This window comes from Dactylosporangium sp. NPDC049525 (genome assembly GCF_040676755.1).
In the GTDB taxonomy this organism is placed as follows: Bacteria; Actinomycetota; Actinomycetes; order Mycobacteriales; family Micromonosporaceae; genus Dactylosporangium.
In genome coordinates, this window is sequence record NZ_JBFAPO010000007.1 from 1 (window position 1) to 19,500 (window position 19,500).

13 protein-coding genes are annotated in these 19,500 nt (G+C 71.1%); 1 reads left to right on the forward strand and 12 read right to left on the reverse strand.

Translation table 11 applies throughout. The features are described from left to right. Positions 1–253: 253 nt before the first annotated feature. The 4 genes from AB0K00_RS13270 to AB0K00_RS13285 all read right to left on the reverse strand — a co-directional run bounded on the left by AB0K00_RS13270 (position 254) and on the right by AB0K00_RS13285 (position 4,270). Positions 254–1,252 carry an NAD(P)-dependent alcohol dehydrogenase gene (locus AB0K00_RS13270; RefSeq protein WP_363519713.1) on the reverse strand — a complete coding sequence of 333 codons (999 nt, stop codon included), beginning with the start codon at positions 1,250–1,252 and terminating at the stop codon, positions 254–256. Further along, positions 1,249–1,998 carry a hypothetical protein gene (locus AB0K00_RS13275; RefSeq protein WP_363519715.1) on the reverse strand — a complete coding sequence of 250 codons (750 nt, stop codon included), beginning with the start codon at positions 1,996–1,998 and terminating at the stop codon, positions 1,249–1,251. Before AB0K00_RS13275 ends, AB0K00_RS13270 begins: the two co-directional genes overlap by 4 nt. Beyond that, on the reverse strand, positions 1,998–2,723 hold the full coding sequence (locus AB0K00_RS13280) for an AfsA-related hotdog domain-containing protein (protein ID WP_363519718.1): 726 nt from the start codon (positions 2,721–2,723) through the stop codon (positions 1,998–2,000). Before AB0K00_RS13280 ends, AB0K00_RS13275 begins: the two co-directional genes overlap by 1 nt. Positions 2,724–2,854: 131 nt before the next feature. Then, a complete protein-coding gene (locus AB0K00_RS13285; protein ID WP_363519721.1) occupies positions 2,855–4,270 on the reverse strand; it encodes a hypothetical protein in 1,416 nt (471 codons plus the stop codon). Between the two features lie 774 nt (positions 4,271–5,044). Here AB0K00_RS13285 and AB0K00_RS13290 point away from each other — a divergent pair. Further along, positions 5,045–6,505, forward strand: a complete 1,461-nt coding sequence (locus AB0K00_RS13290; protein ID WP_363519724.1) for a glycosyl hydrolase family 18 protein — start codon at positions 5,045–5,047, stop codon at positions 6,503–6,505. A 76-nt stretch (positions 6,506–6,581) separates the two neighbouring features. Here AB0K00_RS13290 and AB0K00_RS13295 read toward each other — a convergent pair whose 3' ends face one another. From AB0K00_RS13295 to AB0K00_RS13330, 8 genes are all read right to left on the reverse strand, one after another. After that, on the reverse strand, positions 6,582–6,875 hold the full coding sequence (locus AB0K00_RS13295) for a helix-turn-helix domain-containing protein (RefSeq protein WP_363519727.1): 294 nt from the start codon (positions 6,873–6,875) through the stop codon (positions 6,582–6,584). Between the two features lie 94 nt (positions 6,876–6,969). Continuing rightward, positions 6,970–8,436 (reverse strand): MFS transporter, encoded by a 1,467-nt coding sequence (locus AB0K00_RS13300; RefSeq protein WP_363519729.1) that lies wholly within the window; start codon positions 8,434–8,436, stop codon positions 6,970–6,972. 56 nt (positions 8,437–8,492) lie between these two features. After that, a complete protein-coding gene (locus AB0K00_RS13305; RefSeq protein WP_363519732.1) occupies positions 8,493–10,757 on the reverse strand; it encodes an EAL domain-containing protein in 2,265 nt (754 codons plus the stop codon). Between the two features lie 151 nt (positions 10,758–10,908). Then, positions 10,909–13,689, reverse strand: a complete 2,781-nt coding sequence (locus AB0K00_RS13310) for a discoidin domain-containing protein (RefSeq protein ID WP_363519735.1) — start codon at positions 13,687–13,689, stop codon at positions 10,909–10,911. 14 nt (positions 13,690–13,703) lie between these two features. Further along, positions 13,704–16,331, reverse strand: a complete 2,628-nt coding sequence (locus AB0K00_RS13315; RefSeq protein WP_363519738.1) for a laminin G domain-containing protein — start codon at positions 16,329–16,331, stop codon at positions 13,704–13,706. Beyond that, complete coding sequence (locus AB0K00_RS13320) at positions 16,328–17,149, reverse strand: carbohydrate ABC transporter permease (protein ID WP_363519741.1); 822 nt, start codon at positions 17,147–17,149, stop codon at positions 16,328–16,330. Before AB0K00_RS13320 ends, AB0K00_RS13315 begins: the two co-directional genes overlap by 4 nt. Next, a complete protein-coding gene (locus AB0K00_RS13325) occupies positions 17,146–18,009 on the reverse strand; it encodes a sugar ABC transporter permease (RefSeq protein ID WP_363519743.1) in 864 nt (287 codons plus the stop codon). The genes AB0K00_RS13320 and AB0K00_RS13325 overlap by 4 nt, the downstream gene beginning before the upstream one ends. Next, the gene (locus AB0K00_RS13330; RefSeq protein ID WP_363519746.1) at positions 18,006–19,286 is read right to left on the reverse strand and encodes an extracellular solute-binding protein; all 1,281 of its coding nucleotides are present in this window, start codon (positions 19,284–19,286) and stop codon (positions 18,006–18,008) included. The genes AB0K00_RS13325 and AB0K00_RS13330 overlap by 4 nt, the downstream gene beginning before the upstream one ends. Positions 19,287–19,500: the final 214 nt, after the last annotated feature.

A 19,500-nucleotide genomic window follows, 5' to 3' on the forward strand; every position in this document is an offset into this window, starting at 1 on the left:
CGGGCACACCCCCCGGGCCGCGGTCGGCCCCGGGGGGGGTGGGGGGCGCGGGGGGGGGGGGGGGGGCCGCCCCCCCCCCCACCGCCGGTTTCCCGGCTACCACAACTATGTCGGCCCGGCCGGTGCGTCACCATTCCCGCCGGCGGGCCGGTTCCTCCTGCCGGGGCACGGCGCTGACCTGCGGAAACCGCGGCGCGACGACAGATTTTCTTCAGTCCGGCGGAGGTGTTCTACCCTGCGGCGGCGGCGCGGCTCACGCGGCCTCGAGGACGACCTTGCCGACATGCGCCGCGGATCGCACGTACCGGCAGGCCTCGGCAATGTCGTCGAACCCGAACCGCTTGTCGATCACCGGGCGCATCGCGTGGCGCTCGACCGCCCGGTTCATGGCCTCGAAGCTCGCCCTGCTGCCGTTGGTGAGGCCTTGCAGGGTGAGCTGCCTGGCGAGCACCACGAGCGGATCGGCGCCGCTTCCCGGGGCCAGCGCGCCCAGGACGCTGATGCGCCCACCGGGGCGGGCGGCGAGCATCGACTGTCCGATGGTGCCGCCGCCGACGTCGATCACGTGGTCGACGCCCCCGCCGGTCAGCTCGGCCGCCGCGGCGCCCCAGGCCGGCGTCGTCACGGAGTTGATCAGGTCGGCGGCGCCGAGGTCCCGCAGCCGCTCGAGCTTCTCGTCCGAGCGGGAGGTGGCGACGACGTGGGCGCCGCCGAGCGACGCGAACTGCACGGCGAAGGTCGACAGCCCGCCGCTGCCCATGGTGAGCACCCGCCGGCCGGCGACCGGGCCGCCCTCCTCGATCACCGCCCGCCACGCGGTGACGCCGGCGCCCGGCAGCGTCGCGGCCTCCGCGTGATCCAGATGCGCCGGCACGGCGACGATCGCGTCCTCGGCGAGGCACACGTACTCGGCCAGGACGCCGTCGACCGTGCCGCCGAGCTCGTCGGCGGTCGTGTCGGGCGTCGCCTGACCGGACACCCACCGCGGGAAGTACGTCGCGGCCACCCGGTCTCCCCGCGACCACCGCTGGACGCCCGGCCCGACCCCGGCGACCTCCCCGGCCCCGTCGGAGAGCGCCACCACGTCGGGCCGCACCGCCTTCGGGTACAACCCCTCCGCGATCATCACGTCGCGGAAGTTGACCGACCAGCCGAGCATCCGGACGAGGACCTGACCCGGTCCGGGTTCAGGGACGTCGCGCTCGCGCCGGACGAAACCGGCCCCGGGCCGCGGCACGCAGTAGTACCTCATCGCGGTGACGCTTCCGATCCGTGCGCGTGGTCCGCGTTGCCGTTCGGTGCGCCCCAGTGCCGCGACGTGGCCAGTTCGTCGTCGACCCGCGCGAGCAGCTCGGGCGTGATCTCGCCGAGCGAGCCGACGATGTGCCGCACTCCGCCCGCCGCCATGAACCGGCGCTGCCGCCGGTGCGCCGGGCTGCTGGGAACGCCGATGAACCCGGTGCCGCAGGCCCGTGCGGCGTCGGCGACCCGGCTGACGTCGTCGACGAAGACCGCCTCGTCGAAACCGCAGCCGATGACGTCCCGGACGATCCACTCGACGCCGGGCCGGTGCTCGTTCACGCTGATGTACGGGTGCTCCCGGTCGAGCAGTCCGGTCAGATGCCCCAGCAACCCGTCGAAGGTGTGCTCGCGGGTCCGCCCGCCGTAGCAGACGACCCGGACGCCGCACCCGCGCAGCCACGTCAGCAGCCCCGCGGCGCCGTCGCTGACCCGGATGGGATGCTCCTGCACGTATTGCCGCCGCTGCGCCCACAGGCCGTCCAGCGTGTCGGCGACCGGCTGGTCGAGGCCGCACAGCCGGGCAACGCGCTCCGCGACGACCATGTCGCGCAGGCCGACGATGTCACGCTCGGCCCGCTCGTCGTAGCGGCCGCCGTGGCGGGTCACGAAGCGCTCGATGACGGCCAGGTAGGTGTCGTCGATGAGCACACCGTCGCAGTCGAGCGCGACGAGGCGAATCTTGCGCAGCGGTTCCATCAGCCCTCGACGCCCAGGTCATGCGCGCGGACGGCGGTCGCCATGTGCCGCCGGACGGCCTGCGCCGCCCGGTAGCGTTCCAGTGCGTCGACCCGCTGCCGCAGCACCATCGAATACTGCATCTCGGCCGACGCCACGTCCTCGTTGTTCTGCCGCACCGCCGTCAGCGCCCGGAACCGCAGATGCCCCTTGCGGCCGAGGTCCACCTCGGCGATCTCACAGGTCACCTGCGCGGGCAGCACGAACAGGAAGTTCTCGAAATCGAGGCTCATGCGGTGCCAGATGCCGGCGTAGTCACCGGCGGGCAGCGCACGACGGTAGCTGGTTTCGAAGTGGGCCGTGCAGAGCTGCCGCATCGCCTCGATGATCACGAGCCCGGACAGGTGCCTGCCGGTGTTGTGGTCGAGGATGAGCTCGTTGTCGCGGTGCACCCGCAGGTCGGCCGTGCACCGCACCTCGGAGTGCTGCTCCAGGCCCGCGAGCAGCACGTTCTCCGCCCGGCACTTGTGCACCGTGGCGGGCGGCACCGGCAGCCCGCCGACCGCCGGGTCGATGCCCGCCGCGGCCTTGAGGGTGTCCAGGTCGCCGGGTTCGACGCCCTGACCCAGCCGCAGCACCCACCCGGGGTCCGGCGAGGCAGCGCCGCCGGCGGACACCAGCCGCCGGAACTCGGAGACCGTGAACACGAGCTCGCCGTCGGCGAACTGCGCGAACCTGTCCGCCACGACGATCGCGTGCCGGGGCCCACCATCCTCCCGGTGGGCTTCCGGTAAGCCTGCCGATGCGACCCGATCGGTGGCAGCCCCTGCCATCATGTCCAGCACGATGTTCCCCATTCAGCGTGAGTGGCTCGATGTCAAACGTCTGTGTGCGGGTCGAGCACGGCGTCGGCGAGGCTCCGGGCCGCGCGGGAGCTGCGCCACCGCGGGCCGGTGAGCTCGGCGCGCAGGACCTGCAGCTCGGCGCGCACCATGTCCGGACGCGGGCCGACCTCCGCGCCCAGCAACGGCTCCAGCTCGGCGGCCGCGCCGTCCAGGTCGCCGAGCCGCAGGTAGGCGCGGCTCGTGTCGATCCGGATCATCGGGTCCATGGCGTCCCAGCGGCACTCCTGCGACATCGCTGTGTAGGCCTGCCGGGCGGTCTGCAGCTCCCGCAGGGCCAGCTCGGTCCGCCCGACCGACAGCAGCGAGGCACCGGCCACGAAGTGCCGCCGGTCCTTGCTGACGTTGAAGAACCTGTCCTCGTCGGCGACCACCGGCGTGGCGTCCTCGATGCGCGCCCAGCGCCCGATGGCGTCGAGCACCTGCTGCTGCGCCCCGACGCTGGCCCACCCTCTCGCCTCGGCCAGGATGAGGGGTGCGTCGGTCATGGAACCGCCGGCCTTGTAGGACAGCCCATCGGCGGCCAGCCACGCCGACTCGGCGCCGTTGCCGGCCCAGTATTCGACCCGGGACTGCGTGGTGCGCACCCACCGCCGGGCGAGGGCGTCGTCGGAGTGCTGGCCGAAGAGCCAGGCGGCGGCGTTGAGCTCCTGCGCGGCATGATACCGGCCCAGGTCGGCGGAGATCCACGCCATCATCGCGCTGCACTTAGCGCTCAGCAGGTATAGGTCCGCGGTCTGCTTCGGTCGCTGGCGGCCGTGCAGCAGGGTGCGGGCCCGCTCACGCACCACGGCGAGCCGGTGCAGCACGGAGTCCGGCGACGCCCGTGCGTAGGCGTCGCCGGCCCGGTTCATGTCGGACCACAGGTCCTCCAGCTCGACCGCGTCGACATTGGTCGTCGTCAGCAGCATCGCCTCGGTCAGCGTGCCGGCGGCCGCCTGCGTGGCCGGCGGACCGGGGGTGACCAGGAGCGGCCTGGCCGGCGCCGACGCGGTCGCGTGGTATTGCGCGAGGTCCGCGGCCGGCAGCTGCTGCAGGTCGCGCAGATCCAGCAGGGCGGGCCAGGACGTGCCGTAGACCGTCGCCAGGATGCGCAGGGTCGGCAGGGTCGGGCGGACGCCGCGGTCCGGCCACTGCTCGAATTCCCAGATGCGCGAGCCGCGCATGCCCGCCCGCCGGTCCCCGTGCAGCGTGTTGTATCGGCCCGCGGCCAGATCCAGGGACAGTTCGGAGGCGAGTCGCCAGGCGGTTCTCGGGCGGGTTCCGCACTCCGCGATCAAATGTTCGGCGACCTGGGCGGAGATCGTTTCCTGCGAAAACCCCAGCGCGACCAACTGATCCCGCACCTGTGCGCGGTATGCCTTGCTGCCGGGCTTGACCTGCCGGGTCATCCCTCCTCCAACGACTGCGCCGTTCCACGGGCTGGGCATCGGCACGGAGCCGGAATGTCGCGTCGCATTGTCGGCACGGACGAGCGCCACCTCCGTCGAGCCGGGCACCAGCGATTGGAGGCGGTGCGGCCATGACGACGGTGTCAGCAGCGTGCGGTATTTCAGCGATCACGATCCGGCCGGCGCGCCGGTCAGCCACGCGGCACGGCATCGGCCTGCCGGAACAGCGGTGAGGTCACCACCGGCCGCCACAATGATCGGTCACCGAGACCCCCGCGATGTCGTATGAATTGATTCATCACGATACCTCTATGCCCGCGCCACCGTCAAAGTCTGAGCGATGGGACACAACGAAACACGCGATGAACAGCGACCCCCGAGCACGGCCAGGCATGGCACTCCATGACATATTCACGAACCGTCAAGATGAACCATTCAGTGCCACGTGCGACTGTAGGCTATCGACCTTCCTCCATCCCTATATCGACCCTTCGCCGACCGGCAGCGTTTGATTTCCGGGTGGATATGTGAACGATCGGGCCGAATGCGCGGGAGGCCCGGGACCGGCACCCGCCGGGCGCCGGCGCGGCCGGTCGCCGCGACCCGTCCGGCGGCACCGCCCCGCCGCCCCGCCCGACGGCCGGCCCTGGCGACGCCCCCGGCACCGGCATCGCTGATCGTGAATATCGATCGCCGCCTTGACTGAAGCTCTTGGATGTGTCTACCGTCACAGCACGCTATTAACAAAGTTTCCTAACTGTTGGTGAGGTGAACGTGAAACGATCCCTTCGCCAGGCCCTCCTGGTCGGGGCCGTCGTAACCGTCGTGGCCGGGACCGTTGCAGCCGTGCCCCTGGTGCAGGCGAACGCCGCGGCCGCGTGTGCGCCGGCGTGGAGCGCTTCGGCCATCTACGTCAAAGACAACGTCGTGTCCTACCAGACCCACAACTACACCGCGAAGTGGTGGACCACGAACGAGGTGCCGACCGCCAGCGGGCAGTGGGGCGTCTGGGCCGACAACGGCGTCTGCGGGGGCGGCACCACACCCACCACCCCGCCCGTGACGAGCAACCCGCCCACCTCGAACCCCCCGACGTCGAACCCGCCGACGCAGCCCGGCGGCAAGGCCGTCGTCGGCTACTTCGCCGAGTGGGGCGTCTACGCCCGCAACTACCACGTGAAGAACATCGTCACCAGTGGCTCGGCCGCGAAGCTGACCCACATCCTGTACGCGTTCGGCAACACCAGCGGCGGCAACTGCTCCATCGGTGACTCCTACGCCGACTACGACAAGGCGTACACGGCGGCCGACTCGGTCGACGGTGTCGCCGACACCTGGGACGCCGGCGCGCTGCGCGGCAACTTCAACCAGCTGCGCAAGCTCAAGCGGCTGTACCCGAACATCAAGGTGATCTGGTCGTTCGGCGGCTGGACCTGGTCGTCGGGCTTCACGCAGGCGGCGGCGAACCCGGCCGGCTTCGCGAACTCCTGCTACAACCTGGTCAAGGACCCGCGCTGGGCCGATGTCTTCGACGGCATCGACATCGACTGGGAGTACCCGAACGCCTGTGGTCTGAGCTGCGACTCCAGCGGCCCGGCCAGCTACAACAACGTCATCTCCGCGCTGCGGAACAAGTTCGGGCAGAGCTTCCTGATCACCTCGGCGATCTCGGCGGACGGCTCCAACGGCGGCAAGCTCGACGCGGCCGACTACGCCTCCGGCATCTCCAAGCTCAACCTGGTCTTCCCGATGACCTACGACTACTTCGGCGCCTTCGCCCCGCAGGGTCCGACGGCACCGCACTCACCGCTGAACTCCTACACCGGCATCCCGACGCAGGGCTTCTGGTCCGACGCGGCGATCCAGAAACTCAAGAGCAAGGGTGTACCGGCGAACAAGATGCTGCTCGGCATCGGCTTCTACGGCCGCGGCTGGACCGGCGTCACCCAGGCCGCCCCAGGCGGTAGCGCCACCGGTGCGGCACCCGGCACGTACGAGGCGGGCATCGAGGACTACAAGGTCCTCAAGAACAGCTGCCCGGCCACCGGCACCGTCGGCGGCACCGCATACGCCAAGTGCGGCAGCAACTGGTGGAGCTACGACACGCCCAGCACCATCGCGGGCAAGATGACCTACGCCAAGCAGCAGGGCCTCGGCGGAGCCTTCTTCTGGGAGTTCTCCGGCGACACCAGCAACGGCGAGCTCATCACCGCCATCAAGAACGGTCTCGCATAACAGCGTGATCAGCCTCGCATAACACCGTGATGTCGAGCCGCCGCAGCCCAGGTCCCGGGCCGCGGCGGCTCGGCCGTCACTGCGGCTTCTCCAGCTGCCGGATCTCGATCCACAGCGCCCGCAACCGCTCGACGTCCCGGTCGCTGCGCCCGAACACCTCGAGCATGTCGTCGATGTGATGCCATTTCGGCGACCGCTCCCCGATCCCGTTCAGCAACCGGAACACCGTCGCCTTGGAGACCCCGACCTGGCCGGCGATGACGCTGTACGACGGTTCGCCGGCCTCGCGATGCGCCTCCATCAACTGCTCGGCCAGCCGCGTCCGCAGCGCCCGCAGCCGCTCGACCTCAACGCCGGTCTCGTCGCCCATCGGGATTCACCGCACGCCCGGTCCGACGCCGCCCAGAGGCGGTTCGGACGTGACGGGCGACAATGTGATGAATTTCTCCACCAATCAAGCATGCCTATGAATTGCGGCCCGGTAAAGGCGACATGCCCCGTTTCTCGCCGACGTCCGCGGGCCGCACGCGGTCCGGGCGCCGCACGTGCTCGGCGGCACCCGGCGGCAGGCGCAGCAGCGCCACCGTGCTGCACAACGCCAGGACGGCCAGGGCCACCAGCGCCACCCGGTAGCCGAGCGGGCCGTCCGCGCCGGCGGGGGGGGCCGCCGCGTCGACCGCCCGGACGCACAGGGCGGCCAGGGCCACACCCAGGCCGTTGGCGAGCTGGATGACCGTCGAGGACAGCGTGCTCGCGCCGTTCATCTGCCCGGCCGGCACGTCCGCGAACTGCAGCGTGTTGTACCCGGTGAAGCCCACCGACCGGAACACGCCGCTGAGCAGGAAGACGGCGGCCATGACCGGGACCGGGGTCCGCGGCGTGACCAGCGCGCAGGCCACCATCGTGACCGCGAGGCCGGCCGACGACGCCGCGATCAGGCCGCGGAAGCCGAGCGCGCGCAGCAACGGCGTCGTCACCGGCTTGATCGCGAAGTTGCCGACGAACACCCACATGACCATCAGCCCGGCCTCGACCGGAGTCCAGCCGAAGCCGTCCTGGAGCAGCAGCGGCAGCAGGAACGGCACCGAGCTCACCGCGATCCGGTAGGCGACGCCACCGGTGTTGGACGCCCGGAACGTCGGCCGGGCGAAGGAACGCAGGTCCAGCAGCGGCGTCGGGTCCCGCCGTGCGCGCCGCACCGCCCACCCGAGCCCGACCGCCGCGACCGCGAGCAGGGCTCCGGCGTACGCCAGCCGCCCCGGGTCGGCGACCAGCTCCAGCCCGATCACCAGCCCGACGACACCGGCCATCACCAGCAGGAAGGTCGCGACGTCGAGCCCCCTCCGGCCGGCGGGCGGGACGGCCGGGACGACCCGCCAGGCGACGGCGAGCAGGACCGCGCCCAGCGGCACGTTCACGAAGAAGATCCACTGCCAGCCCGCGTACTGGGTGATGACCCCGCCGAGGAACGGGGCGATCACCGGCGCGGCGAGCGCCGGCCAGGTCAGGTACGCGACGGCGCGGACGAGCTCGGCCTTGGCCGTGCCCGACAGCACGATGAAGCGCCCGACGGGCACCATCATGGCACCGGCCACACCCTGCACGACCCGCCCCGCCACCAGCATCGCCAGCGACGAGCTCAGCCCGCACAGGACCGAGGCGCTCACGAACCCGGCGACGGCGACGAGGAAGACCCGGCGGCCGCCGTACCGGTCGCTGAGCCACCCGCTGACCGGGATGAGGGCGGCCACCGTGACGAGGTACGCCGTCAACGCCACGCCGGCGTCGCTCGGGCGCACCCCGAGGTCCCGCGCGACCGCCGGCAGCGCCGTGGCCAGGATCGTGGCGTCGACCTGTTCGAGGAAGAACGCGGCCGCGACGGTCAACGCCACCGGCCGCGACCAACCGCCCTCCGGGTGCACCACAGTCACACAGGTGATCATGCAGGGCGGCCGCCGTCCACGTCGAGGCTCGACCGCCGGCGGGGTCAGGCAGGGGTGGCGAGCTGCTGCTGGGCGGCGAGAAGGCGGGTCATGCCGTCGGCCGGCATCGGGCGGGCCAGGTGGTAACCCTGGCCGAGCGAGTAGCCCAGTTCGATCAGGCGGTCGGCCTGCTCGCGGTTCTCGATGCCCTCGGCGATCGTCTCCAGGCCCAGCGCCAGCGCGAGCTGCATGACCGCCCGGGCCACCGCCTGCCCGGCGTCGGCCTGCGGCTGGCCCGGCGGGTCGAGCTCGATGCCGTCGACGAACGACTTGTCCAGCTTGATGATGGCGGCCGGGAAGGAGCGCAGCAGGCTCAGGGACGACTCGCCGGTGCCGAAGTCGTCCAGGGCCAGCCGGACGCCGAGGCCGTGCAACTGGTACAGCGCGCGGGAGACCTGCTGTCCGCGCAGTACCGCCGACTCGGTCAGCTCGAGCACCAGGCGGTCGGCGGGCAGGCCGGAGTCGGCGAGCGCGGCCTGGACGTCGGCGACGAAGTCGGGGTCGTGCAGCTGGCGGGCGGACACGTTGGGCCCGAACTTCTGCAGCGCGTCGGGGCCGAACTCCGCCAGCCACTGCGCCGCCTGCCGGCACGTCTCGCGCAGCACCCACCGGCCGAGCGGCACGATCAGCCCGGTGCGCTCGGCCGCGGGGATGAACTCCCCCGGCGGGATCATCCCGCGGGTCGGGTGCTGCCAGCGGACCAGCGCCTCGACCCCGACGATCCGGCCGGTGCGCAACGCCATGATCGGCTGGTAGTGCACGACGAACTCGCCCGCGTCGAGGGCGCGCCGCAGCTCGCCACCGAGCTGGGCGTAGTCGGCCACGGGCCGCGCCATGCCGTCGTGGTAGCGCACCCAGTTGGCCTTGCCGCGCTGCTTGGCCGCGTACATGGCCACGTCGGCATCGCGCAGGAGCCGGTCCAGCGGGGTACCGGCCGGCGCGGTGGCGATGCCCACGCTGGCGTGCACCAGCAGCCGGTGCTCGCTGAGCGGGCCCTCGAACGCGTCCAGGATCCGCTGCGCGATCGTCTCGCCGAGGGTGGTCGCCTCGGTCACCAGGACGGCGAACTCGTCGCCGCCGAGGCGGACCGGCAGGCCGTCGGTGCCGCTCCCGGCCCGCAGGACGTTGGCGACCGCGATGAGCAGGTGGTCGCCGACCTCGTGACCGAGCGAGTCGTTGATCGTCTTGAAGTCGTCGAGGTCGACCAGCAGGACGGTCGTGTCGCCACGCTCCAGCTGCTCGCCGAGCCGCCGACGGAACAGCGCCCGGTTGGCCAGCCCGGTGAGGCCGTCGTGGGTGGCCTCGTGCTCCAGGCGCTCCTGCGTGACCCGCTTCTCGGCCAGCAGCCGGGCGTTCTCCCGGAACGCGACGAGCTGCCGCACCGCGACCAGCCCCGTCACGAGCACGGACGCCACGATGACCAGCTTGTCGGCCCAGGTCAGCACGCCCGGGATGACGGCGACCAGCGGCACGTCGACGCCGACGACCGCGAGGTAGGGCAGCCAGGTGCCGGCCCGGCTGGGGCGGGCCGCGGCGTGGGTCCACTGCCGCCGCACCGCGAGGGCGCCGAGCACCGCCGCGAGCGGCATGACGATGGCCTGGGCCGGCACGGTGCCAGGGTCGCCGCCGAGCACCAGCAGCAGCGCCACGCCCGCGCCGACCAGGCCGGTCAGGCCGATCAGCCGCAGCACGGACCGGTCGACCGGGCCACCCCGGATGTAGGAGACCTTGGTGATGCCGCCGACGGCGAGCGCGAACGACATACCGAGCAGCACGATCGTCTGGGTGCTCCACAGTGCCTCCGCAGTGATCATCGGGGCCAGGCCGAAGTGGAACAGGACCGTGCCGCAGCCGAGGAAGGCGATCGAGCGGTCCAGCCACTGCCGCCAGCGTTCGCACGCGCTGGAGATGCCGAGCGGGATCCGCGCCATCGCCCACATGGCGGCCAGGAATCCGATGCCGGCCGGCACGGCCGCCGGCGTCGACATCGACGGCAGGGTCGACATGTCGCGCATCCCGCCGGCGGCCAGCACGCCGAACCCGGCGCTGAGGCAGCCGAACGCGACCAGCATCAGCCGCCAGAACCGCCGGGCAGGGACGGTGAGCGGGGCACGCCGCAGCAGATCGAGGACCGCCGCCGCGGCGACCGCGGCGCCGAGTGGCAACGCGAGGTACCCCACCGCGGCCGGCCCGATACCGGTAGCCGCCCAGACGGCGTACCAGAGCGTCCCGGCCACCGTGATGCCGACGGTCGCCACGACGTGGCGCATAGGGGCACGGTGGTCGGCGGTCACGGACTGCCCCATCGGCCAGCACCACGACCGGATGAAGTGAACGCGCCCCTCGCACCGCTTTGCCACCCGACCGCAACCCAAACCATCGGCCGGAGACCCGGGAGGGCCTCCGGCCGCGGTCGTGGGGTCAGTTCGGCACGATCTGGTAGGTCGCGCCGGATTGGGTGGGGAAGGAGATGGTGCCGTTGGGGGTGGTGTAGGCGACGGTGCCGGCGCCGACGCGGGTGACGGTCACCGGCCGGGTGCCCCACGGGTTGAGCAGGGCGACCGGGCGGCCGGCCTGGCTGGTGATGTCGACGTAGGTCACCTGGCCGCCGGTGAGCTGGCTGGAGACCAGGAACGCGCCCTTCTCCCGGAGGTTGACGAACTGGGCGTTGCGGGACGTCGGCCAGACGGGGAAGACCCGGATGACGCCGTTGTCGCTCTGCAGCAGCAGGTTGTCGATGGCCTCGACCGCGGCGGACTTCTCCAGGCCGTGCGACGGGTCCTTGATGCGCAGGTTCGGGGCGAGTTTCTGGTTGATCTGGCCCTTGAGCTGGTCGATGAGGGTCTGCGCCGGGTACCCGACGCGGGCCGCCTGGGTGAACACCTTGGGGAAGCTGTTGTCCTGGCCCCAGGAGTTCATCGCGTTGATGGTGTTGACGGCGATCTGGCGGTCAGCGGCCGAAGAGGCCAGGCCGAGCACCTCGCCGGGGTGGATGAACTCCAGGTTGACGGTGTTGTCGCCCGGGTGGATGAGGCGGGTGTCGGAGCCGCTGATCGTGCCCGCGTCCGCCAGCGCGAAGACGGTCTGTCCGTTGTAGACGGTCGTCGGGGTCGGCGGCAGGTGGGACAGGATGTTCTGCCACGTGGTGCGCAGGGAGGCGTCGGTGTTGAGCTCGACGGAGGCGTCGACGAGGGCCGACAGCAGGTACTTCAGCAGGCCCAGGTCGGGGCTGGAGTTGCGGCCCCACAGGCCTTCGTGCGGGCCGGACCACAGGTTGTAGCGTTGCGTGGCGGCGTCGTACTCGAGCCAGTTCTGGAAGAACGCCGCGACCTCCTTGAGCACCGGGTAGGCGGTGTTCTGCAGGAACGTCCGGTCACGGGTGTAGTCGTAGTAGGCGATGTACTGCGTCGCCGTGAACAGGGCGTTGCCGACCTGCTGGTGGTAGTTGTTGTCGGCGGTCGAGCCGTACGGGGCGATGCCGACCGGGAACAGCAGTCCGCTGGGCATGCCGCCGGACGGGAAGCGGCGGCTGACGTAGTCGGGTTTGACGCGGTTCAGGTCCTGCTGCGCCCGCCGGCGCGCCTCGGGCAGATAGGCGCCGATCAGGTCGAAGTAGGGCAGCGCCAGCTCGGCGTGGTTGGTGGAATAGACGCCGTAGAAGTTTGCCATGTAGTTGTAGTTGAGGTGCATGTCGCCGCTGAACTGCGGCGAGTCGCTGGTCGCCCAGATACCGTAGAGGCCCGGTGACATCTTGCCGGGGCGGATCGAGGAGCCCAGCAGGTAGAGCGCGCCGTAGTAGTAGCGGTGCAGGACGTCGTCGCCGACGTTGAGGTAGGACTTCAGCCAGTACTGCTTCCACCATTCGAGGTGGGCGTTGTACTGCGTGTCCAGCCCCGTGCCGCTCTGGGCGTTGACGAGCGTCTGGGCGGCGCCGGCGGTGCCGGTGGGGTTCTGGCCGCCGCCGGCGACGGCGGTGACCAGTTGGACGGTCTGGCCCGGCGCCAGGTTGAACGTGAGCCGGGCGGTGGCGCCGGATGCCGTCGGGGTGCCGGTGGCACCGATGAGGCGGGTGGCGAGGGACGCCTCGGACACCCAGTTGCCGCCGCTCGGCGTGCGGCGGGTGGCCCACGTGGCCTGGCCGCTGACGCCCGCGGTGTTGGTGAAGCCGCTGCGCGCGTCGGCGGACCCGGCGAACGTCTCGGCCTTCAGCGAGACGGTGCCGGTGCCGGTGGACCGGATCTGGGTGACCATGAGGTTGTCGTTGGCGGCGGTCCAGGTCTTCATCGTGACCGGCTGGCCGCCGATGGTCATGGTGGTGTCGATGTCGCCCTTGAGGATGTTCTGTTCCTCGCGGAAGCTGCCGGACGGCGGTGTGGTCGGTCCGGAGCCCGATCCGTAGAGCTCGAGCTGGGCGATGCGGGCGCGCGGGTTGGTCTGCGAGTCGGCGGTGGTGCCCTGAGTGGGTTCGGTGATGCTGAGCCGGACGTACCGCACCGACTGCGCCGCGACGGTCCGGTCGGTGGTGGCGGCGGTGTTGTTCGTGACGGTGTCCACTGTGGACCACGAGGTGCCGTTGCCGGACACCTGCAGCGTCCAGTTCTTCGTGGTGTTCGCGGTCTCCGCGGGGCGGGCGGCGGCGTCGTGGCGGATGAGGTACCGGTTGAACGTCTTCGTGCTGCCCAGGTCCAGGGTGAGCGTCTGCGGCTTGCCGATCTGCGACACCCAGCCCTCATAGCCGGCGGCCCACTGGCCGTTGACGGCCCGCGACGGGCTGAAGCCGCCCTCGGTGCTGGACGCGGTGGCGACCGCGCCGAGCGCCAGGTTGCCCGACGGGGTGCTGGCGGCCGGTGCGATGGTGACGCCGCCGAGGGCGACGAACGACGGGTTCGGGTTGCCGGCCCAGAAGTTGCCCTTGGACACGGAGAAGGTCTTGTAGCCGGCGCCGCCGCCGGAGGTGACGCCGATGTCACCGTTGCCGAGCAGGGCCGTGTCCGGCATCAACCGGCTGACCGCCCCCGGGTAGTCCTGGGTGGTCCAGACCCCGCGGATGGGGCCGATCAGGTTCTGCACGTCGGTCCACTGCTGGGCCGGGGTGGGGGTCGCGGCCCTGGCGTCCGGGGCCGCGACGACGACGATCGCGGCGACACCTGCGGTCAGCAGGCCGGCCGTGGCGGCGGTGACGGTGTTGCGCATCCTTTTCATGTGCATCGCTCCTTTCATCTGGCGGGATGACGGGGATGAGGTGAGGGTTGCGGGACGCGCACGTGGTGCAGGGTGCCGATGCCGGGCACGTGCCCGCCGGCGGCCGAGCCGGCGGGCAGGCCGAAGAGCCCGACGAGGATCGCCTCGGTGGCGGCGGCGCCGGCGAGGCTGTCACGGTTGGCGACGCCGCGTTCGGCGACCCGGAACCGGCCGCCGCCGACCGTCTCCATGGCCTGTCCCCACACGGCGCCGGAGGTGCTGGCGTGGATGCGGGACAGCAGGTCGGTGGCGAGGTCGGGGCGGCCGAGCCGGCACAGGCCGTAGGCGGTGGCGCCGGGCCACGCGCCGAACGCGCCGGCGGCGCCGTGGTCGGGCCGGTCGGAGCGGGGCGCGATCGGGTCGTCGGGTGCCAGGGCCCGCATCCAGTCGCCGTCGAGGAGATGCCCGGTCACGAACTGGATCATCTCGGCGCGCATGTCCTCGCTGAGGTGCTCGGCGAGTTCGGCGGCAACGAACACGAAGTCGAGGACGTGGCCGATGGTCTCGTCGCCCTCGGGGTGCGCGATGTTCCAGCGGCCACCGCCGGCGTACTGGCCCAGGACGGCCGCGGTCAGTTCGGCGGCGTCGGCGTCGGCGCGGTCGGCCTCCTCGTTGAGGTCCGCGCCGGGCGCGCCGGCGGCCAGCCGGCGCAGCAGCGTGGCGAGGGAGCGCAGCATGCCCGCGTAGCCGGCGTTGAACGACACCACCGCGTCGCGGTAGTTGGGCACGCATTCCAGCAGTTCCCAGGCGTCGCGGCCGAAGTCGACGAGGACGCCGCCGCCGAACGTGGCGCGCCGCTCCCGGGGGCGGTACGCCAGGGCCCGCAGGTGGTCCAGGACGGTCGCGGTGCCGGCCTTCTCGGCGAGCAGGTCCAGGTCGCCGGTGACGGCGAGATACGCCTGGACGGTCCGGAACAGTGCGTGGTCGTTGGCGGCGTAGTGGTTGCCGACGGGCAGCAGGTTGCGGGTGTCGAAGGAGTGGCAGCGGTCGTAGGGCTGGCTGAGCGCCGCGACGATCCACGCCCGTGTCCCTGTGGGCTCCAGCATGGCGGCGGTGTGCGCCCACTCCGACTGGTCCCAGAAGTAGGTGGTGGTCGGGCCGAGCCGCGGCCCGCCGGTGAGGAACACCGGCCCGATCGGGCTGACCCCGGTGTTGCGCAGGTAGATGGCCAGCAGCACGCCGAGGTGGTAGGTGCGGGCCAGGCCGGCCGGCGCGTCGTGCAGCACCGGCAGGTGGCCGGAGAACTCGGTGTTGCCGGGGGTGAACGCGCTCGTCCAGGTCGAGCGCCACCGGTCGGCGACGGCCGCGAAGGCGCCCGCGAAGCCGGTCGCGGCCTCCTCCGCCACGTGCACCGATCGGTCCCGGTCGGAGGAGATTGCCAGTACCACACCCAACTCGACGGTGGCGTCGGGCTCGACGGTGCACGTCCATCTGGCGACCGCGCCGCCGCCGTGCGGCACGAGCTCGTCGGGTGCCTCGGCGAAGGCGTAGACGGACACCGCGGGGCTGTGCCGGTCGGTGACGACGACCTGCGCACCCGACACCGTGGACGTCCAGCGTTGCGCGCCCCACCACGGCTGGGTCCACGCTCCGTGGGTGCCGTCGACGCTGAGCTCGGCGCCGTCGCCGGTGATCCGCACCGAGAGCAGGTGCCACTGCCCGGCGCGCAGCGGCGGCCCGGCGGTGACGTGCTCCCCCGCGATGCGCAGCCACGGCCGGCCGTCGGTCAGGCCCAGCTGGACGGAGTCCGGGTGGTTGCCGTGGGTCAGCACGACGCCGGTCTGGCCGTCGGCGGCCGGCCGGAACTCCAGGCGCAGCACGGTGTCCGGGCCGAGCGCGACCGGCTCGAGGCGGCGTTCCGTGGCCGGGTCGGTCAACTCGAACTCGCCGTCGACGACGACAGGGGTGCCGCTGTCCGGCAGCACCGTGACACCGCGGACGGTGCCGAGCGCCGACGGGGCCCGGGTGCGGCCACTGTCCGATGTGGAATGGTCCGGCAGCTCCGACTCCAGCAGCATCGGCGCGGTGTCCTCGTCGCGCTGGATGCCCGGGATGCGGGGGCTGCCGAGGCGCAGCCACCGTGGGTCGGTGGCCAGCAGGTGCACGTGGCGCGGCACCCACGCGAGGACCTCGGCCCGGATCCGTTCGGTGGTGTAGTAGTCGTGGTGGTGCCCGGCGCTCCACGGCGTGCCGTAGAGCCAGCCCCAGTCGACGGGGCTGTCCGCGATCGGCGCGTGGAGCTCCTGCTCGACGGTGACCGTGACCGGCTCCGCGGAGCGGTTGACGAGCCGGGTGCGCCAGTGCACGGCGTGCTGCTCGTAGCCGAGGCGGGTGTCGGTCTCCACGGTGAGCCCGCTCGCGGCGCCGGCCCGGCGCACTCCCCACGGCGCCCAGCGCAGCCGGTCCGCGCGCACCGCACGGCCGTCGACGCGCAGGACGCCGGTGTGGTACCCCCCGCTGTAGGGCGGCATCGCGAGCCAGGACAGGGAGGTGAGGTCGTCGTTGACGTGTGCCTGACCCCACTGGTTGCGCAGCGACGGCAGGTGCGCGAGCGCACCGCGGTCGAGCCAGTCGCCGATGAGGTCGTCCAGCGGGGGGATCATTTGGAGGCTCCTGACATCAGTCCGTGGATGAATTCGCGCTGACTGACCAGGTAGCCGACCACCGGGATGATCGCGGCGAGGAACATGATGCCGAAGAGCTGGCCGTAGTCGGTGGAGTAGGTGCCGACGGACAGGTAGACGCCGGTGGTGATGGTCTGGCCCTTGAGCGGGCCGAGGATGAACAGCGGGTTGAGGAAGTCGTTCCACACCCACAGGCCGAGGAAGATGGCGACGGTCGCGGTGGCCGGGCGCACCATCGGGAACACCACCTGCCACCACACGCGCAGGTCGGAGGCGCCGTCGACGCGGGCCGCCTCGACCACCTCGCGGGGCACGCCACGCAGGAACCCCACGTAGACGAACACGGCGAAGGACAGGTAGCCGCCGCCGACGTTGGCGAGGATCAGCCCGGTGTACGTGTGCTGCAGCCCGACCGTCTGCAGCAGCCCGACGATCGGCAGCAGCACCACCTGCGGCGGCACCATGAGCCCGAGCGCGAACATGGCCAGCAGCGCCGCCTTCACCCGCGGCGTGCGTTCCGAGATGTAGAAGGAGAGCGCGCTGGACAGTGGTACCAGGATGAGCACCGACGCGGCGGTGACGACGACGGAGTTGATGAGCCCGGCCTGGACCAGCATGTCGGGGCGTTGCAGCGCCCGGGTGAGGTTGCCGAGGGTGAACGGGGCCGGCGGTGCCGCCGGATTGGCGAGGATCTGCTGCTGGTCCTTGAAGGCGTTGACGAGGGCCAGGTAGATCGGCAGGCAGAACAGCAGGGTCGCCAGCCAGGCGAAGCCGGTGTGGATCCGTCCGCGGGTCACAGCCGGGCCTCCCGTTTGCGGAGCAGGAACGTGACGGTGTAAGCGATCCCGGCGGTCAGCGCGAGCAGCAGCATGGCGATCGCCGAGGAGTAGCCGAAGAGGTTCTGGGTGAAGGCCACCTCCAGCAGGTAGTACGCGGTGGACTGGGTGGTGTTCGCCGGACCGCCGCCGGTGAGCACGGCGATCACGTCGTAGAGCTTGAACGTCGTGATCAGGCACAGCACGACGTTGATGGTCATGCCGGGCGCGATCATCGGCAGCGTCACCGCCCGGAAGCGTTCCAGGGCGCCGGCGCCGTCGACCCGGGCCGCCTCGTACAGCTCCGGCGGGACCGTGCGCAGCGCCGCGGAGTAGACGACGGTCGCGAACGCGATCGTCATCCAGCTCACCACCGCGATGATCGACACGGTCGCCAGGTCGGTGCTGCCGAGCCAGCTCTCCCCCGGGACGCCGATCTGGGCCAGCGCCGCGTTCAGCAGGCCGTTCTGGGTCAGGATGCTGCGCCAGATGAACGCGACGATGACCCCGGACAGCACCTGCGGGATGAACACCAGCGTGCGCATCACCCGGTAGTTGGCGGTGTTGCGGTTGAGCAGCAGCGCGAACGCCAGCCCGAACACGTTGGCCACCACGGTGACCGCGACGACGACCAGCAGCGTGAAGCGCAGCGTCGACAGCAGCCGCGGGTCGTCGAACATGTCGAGGTAGTTGGCGAGGCCGACGAACGCGCTGCCGGTCTTGAGCGGGTTGCGGTCGGTGAAGCTCAGGAACAGGCTGCGGCCCAGCGGATACAGCAGGAACAAGCAGTAGAGGAGCACCGCCAGCCAGGCGATGGGCGCGAGGCCGCCGCGCCTGCTCACTTCTTCGCGGCCTTGTCCCAGGCCGTGTCGAGGGCGGCGAGCTGAGCCTTGACGTCGTCGTTGGTGAACAGCTGCTGCGACAGCGCGTAGAACAGGTCGGAGACCCCGGGTGGCAGTGCGTCGTCGTTGTTGACCCAGCCGATGGAGCTGACCTTGGTGTTGTTCTCCTGCACGTACTTGTAGCAGTCGGTGAACACCGGGGTGACCTTCGCGCCGAAGTCCTCCAGCTTGACCGTCTTGAGCATCGGGAACGCGCCGTCGGTCTCGATGAGCGTCTTGAGGTTGTTCGGCGACAGTGACCACGCCTTGGCGAACTCACCGGCCTTGGCCGCGTTGGCCGACTTGGCGTTCACGCTGGTGGTGCCGCCGACGTTGAACGGCACGATCTGCTTGCCGTCGTCGGTCGGCAGCAGGAATCCGCCGAAGCTACCAGCCTGCGCGGCGGTGATCTGACCGATGAACCAGCTGCCCATGAGGTACATGCCGGCCTTGCCGTCCAGGAACTGCTTGTTGGCGTCGGCGTAGTTGACGCCGAGCGCGCCGTTGCCGAACGCACCGGCCTTCACCAGGTCGCGCTGCTTGGTGACGGCGGCGACCACGTCGGGGTCGGTGAACTTCACCTTGCCCGCATACCGGTCCTTGATCCAGTTCGGGTTGCGGCCCAGCACGTCGGCGCTGACCAGGCCGACCAGCGGCATGCTCGCCGACCACGGCTCGGCGCCGGCGAGCTGGATCGGGGTGACCCCGGCGGCCTTGAGCTTGGCGGCGACGTCGGCGAACTGCGCCCAGGTGGTCGGCACCGTCAGGTTGTTCTTGGCGAAGATGTCCTTGTTGTAGAACACCATCGGCAGGATCTGTGAGTTCGTCGGCGGGATGTAGGTCTTGCCGTTGATGGCGTTGCCGTTGGGCTGCAGGAAGTTGGCGTCCAGCCAGGCCTGGTCGAACGGCTGCAGCAGGCCCGCGTCGAGGAAGTCCTTGGGGTTGATCGAGGCCAGGACGTCGGGGAACTGCCCGGACGCCTGCAACTGCTTGGCGTAGGCATTGCGGTCGCTGGTCGGCGCGACGATCTTCTTCACCGTCACGCCGTCGAGCTGCTTGGTGGCGTCGGTGATGGAGTCGTCCCAGAACTTCGCGGTCAGCGCCGGGGTCTCGAAGGTCAGGAACGTCAGCGTCGTGCCGCCGCCGTTGCTGGACTCGCCGGGCGTGCAGCCGGCGACGGCAAGTAAGGCGGTCGTGGAAAGTGCGCAGAGCAGGACCGAACGACGGGTGCGATGCACGGAAACCTCCTGGGCGGGTCCAGCGAGATAACGAACGCCCGGACCGGCGGGTGCGGGCTTCGCGGGGGGTGTGTGGCGGCTGGTGGCGCCGACCATACGACCGTCAAACATGGGATGTCAACAGTTTACAAAACTCGGGATAACGTTGTCTGATAGTCCGCATGCAGCACTGGTCTTCGCAGTCATGGGATGATTCGCCCCCGTCGGTACGCTG

Excerpts from the sequence above, each read along its gene's own strand:
- AB0K00_RS13270 (WP_363519713.1), bottom strand. The coding sequence starts at position 1,252 with ATGAGGTACTACTGCGTGCCGCGGCCCGGGGCCGGTTTCGTCCGGCGC.
- AB0K00_RS13275 (WP_363519715.1), bottom strand. The coding sequence starts at position 1,998 with ATGGAACCGCTGCGCAAGATTCGCCTCGTCGCGCTCGACTGCGACGGT.
- AB0K00_RS13285 (WP_363519721.1), bottom strand. The coding sequence starts at position 4,270 with ATGACCCGGCAGGTCAAGCCCGGCAGCAAGGCATACCGCGCACAGGTG.
- AB0K00_RS13295 (WP_363519727.1), bottom strand. The coding sequence starts at position 6,875 with ATGGGCGACGAGACCGGCGTTGAGGTCGAGCGGCTGCGGGCGCTGCGG.
- AB0K00_RS13305 (WP_363519732.1), bottom strand. The coding sequence starts at position 10,757 with ATGCGCCACGTCGTGGCGACCGTCGGCATCACGGTGGCCGGGACGCTC.
- AB0K00_RS13310 (WP_363519735.1), bottom strand. The coding sequence starts at position 13,689 with ATGAAAAGGATGCGCAACACCGTCACCGCCGCCACGGCCGGCCTGCTG.
- AB0K00_RS13315 (WP_363519738.1), bottom strand. The coding sequence starts at position 16,331 with ATGATCCCCCCGCTGGACGACCTCATCGGCGACTGGCTCGACCGCGGT.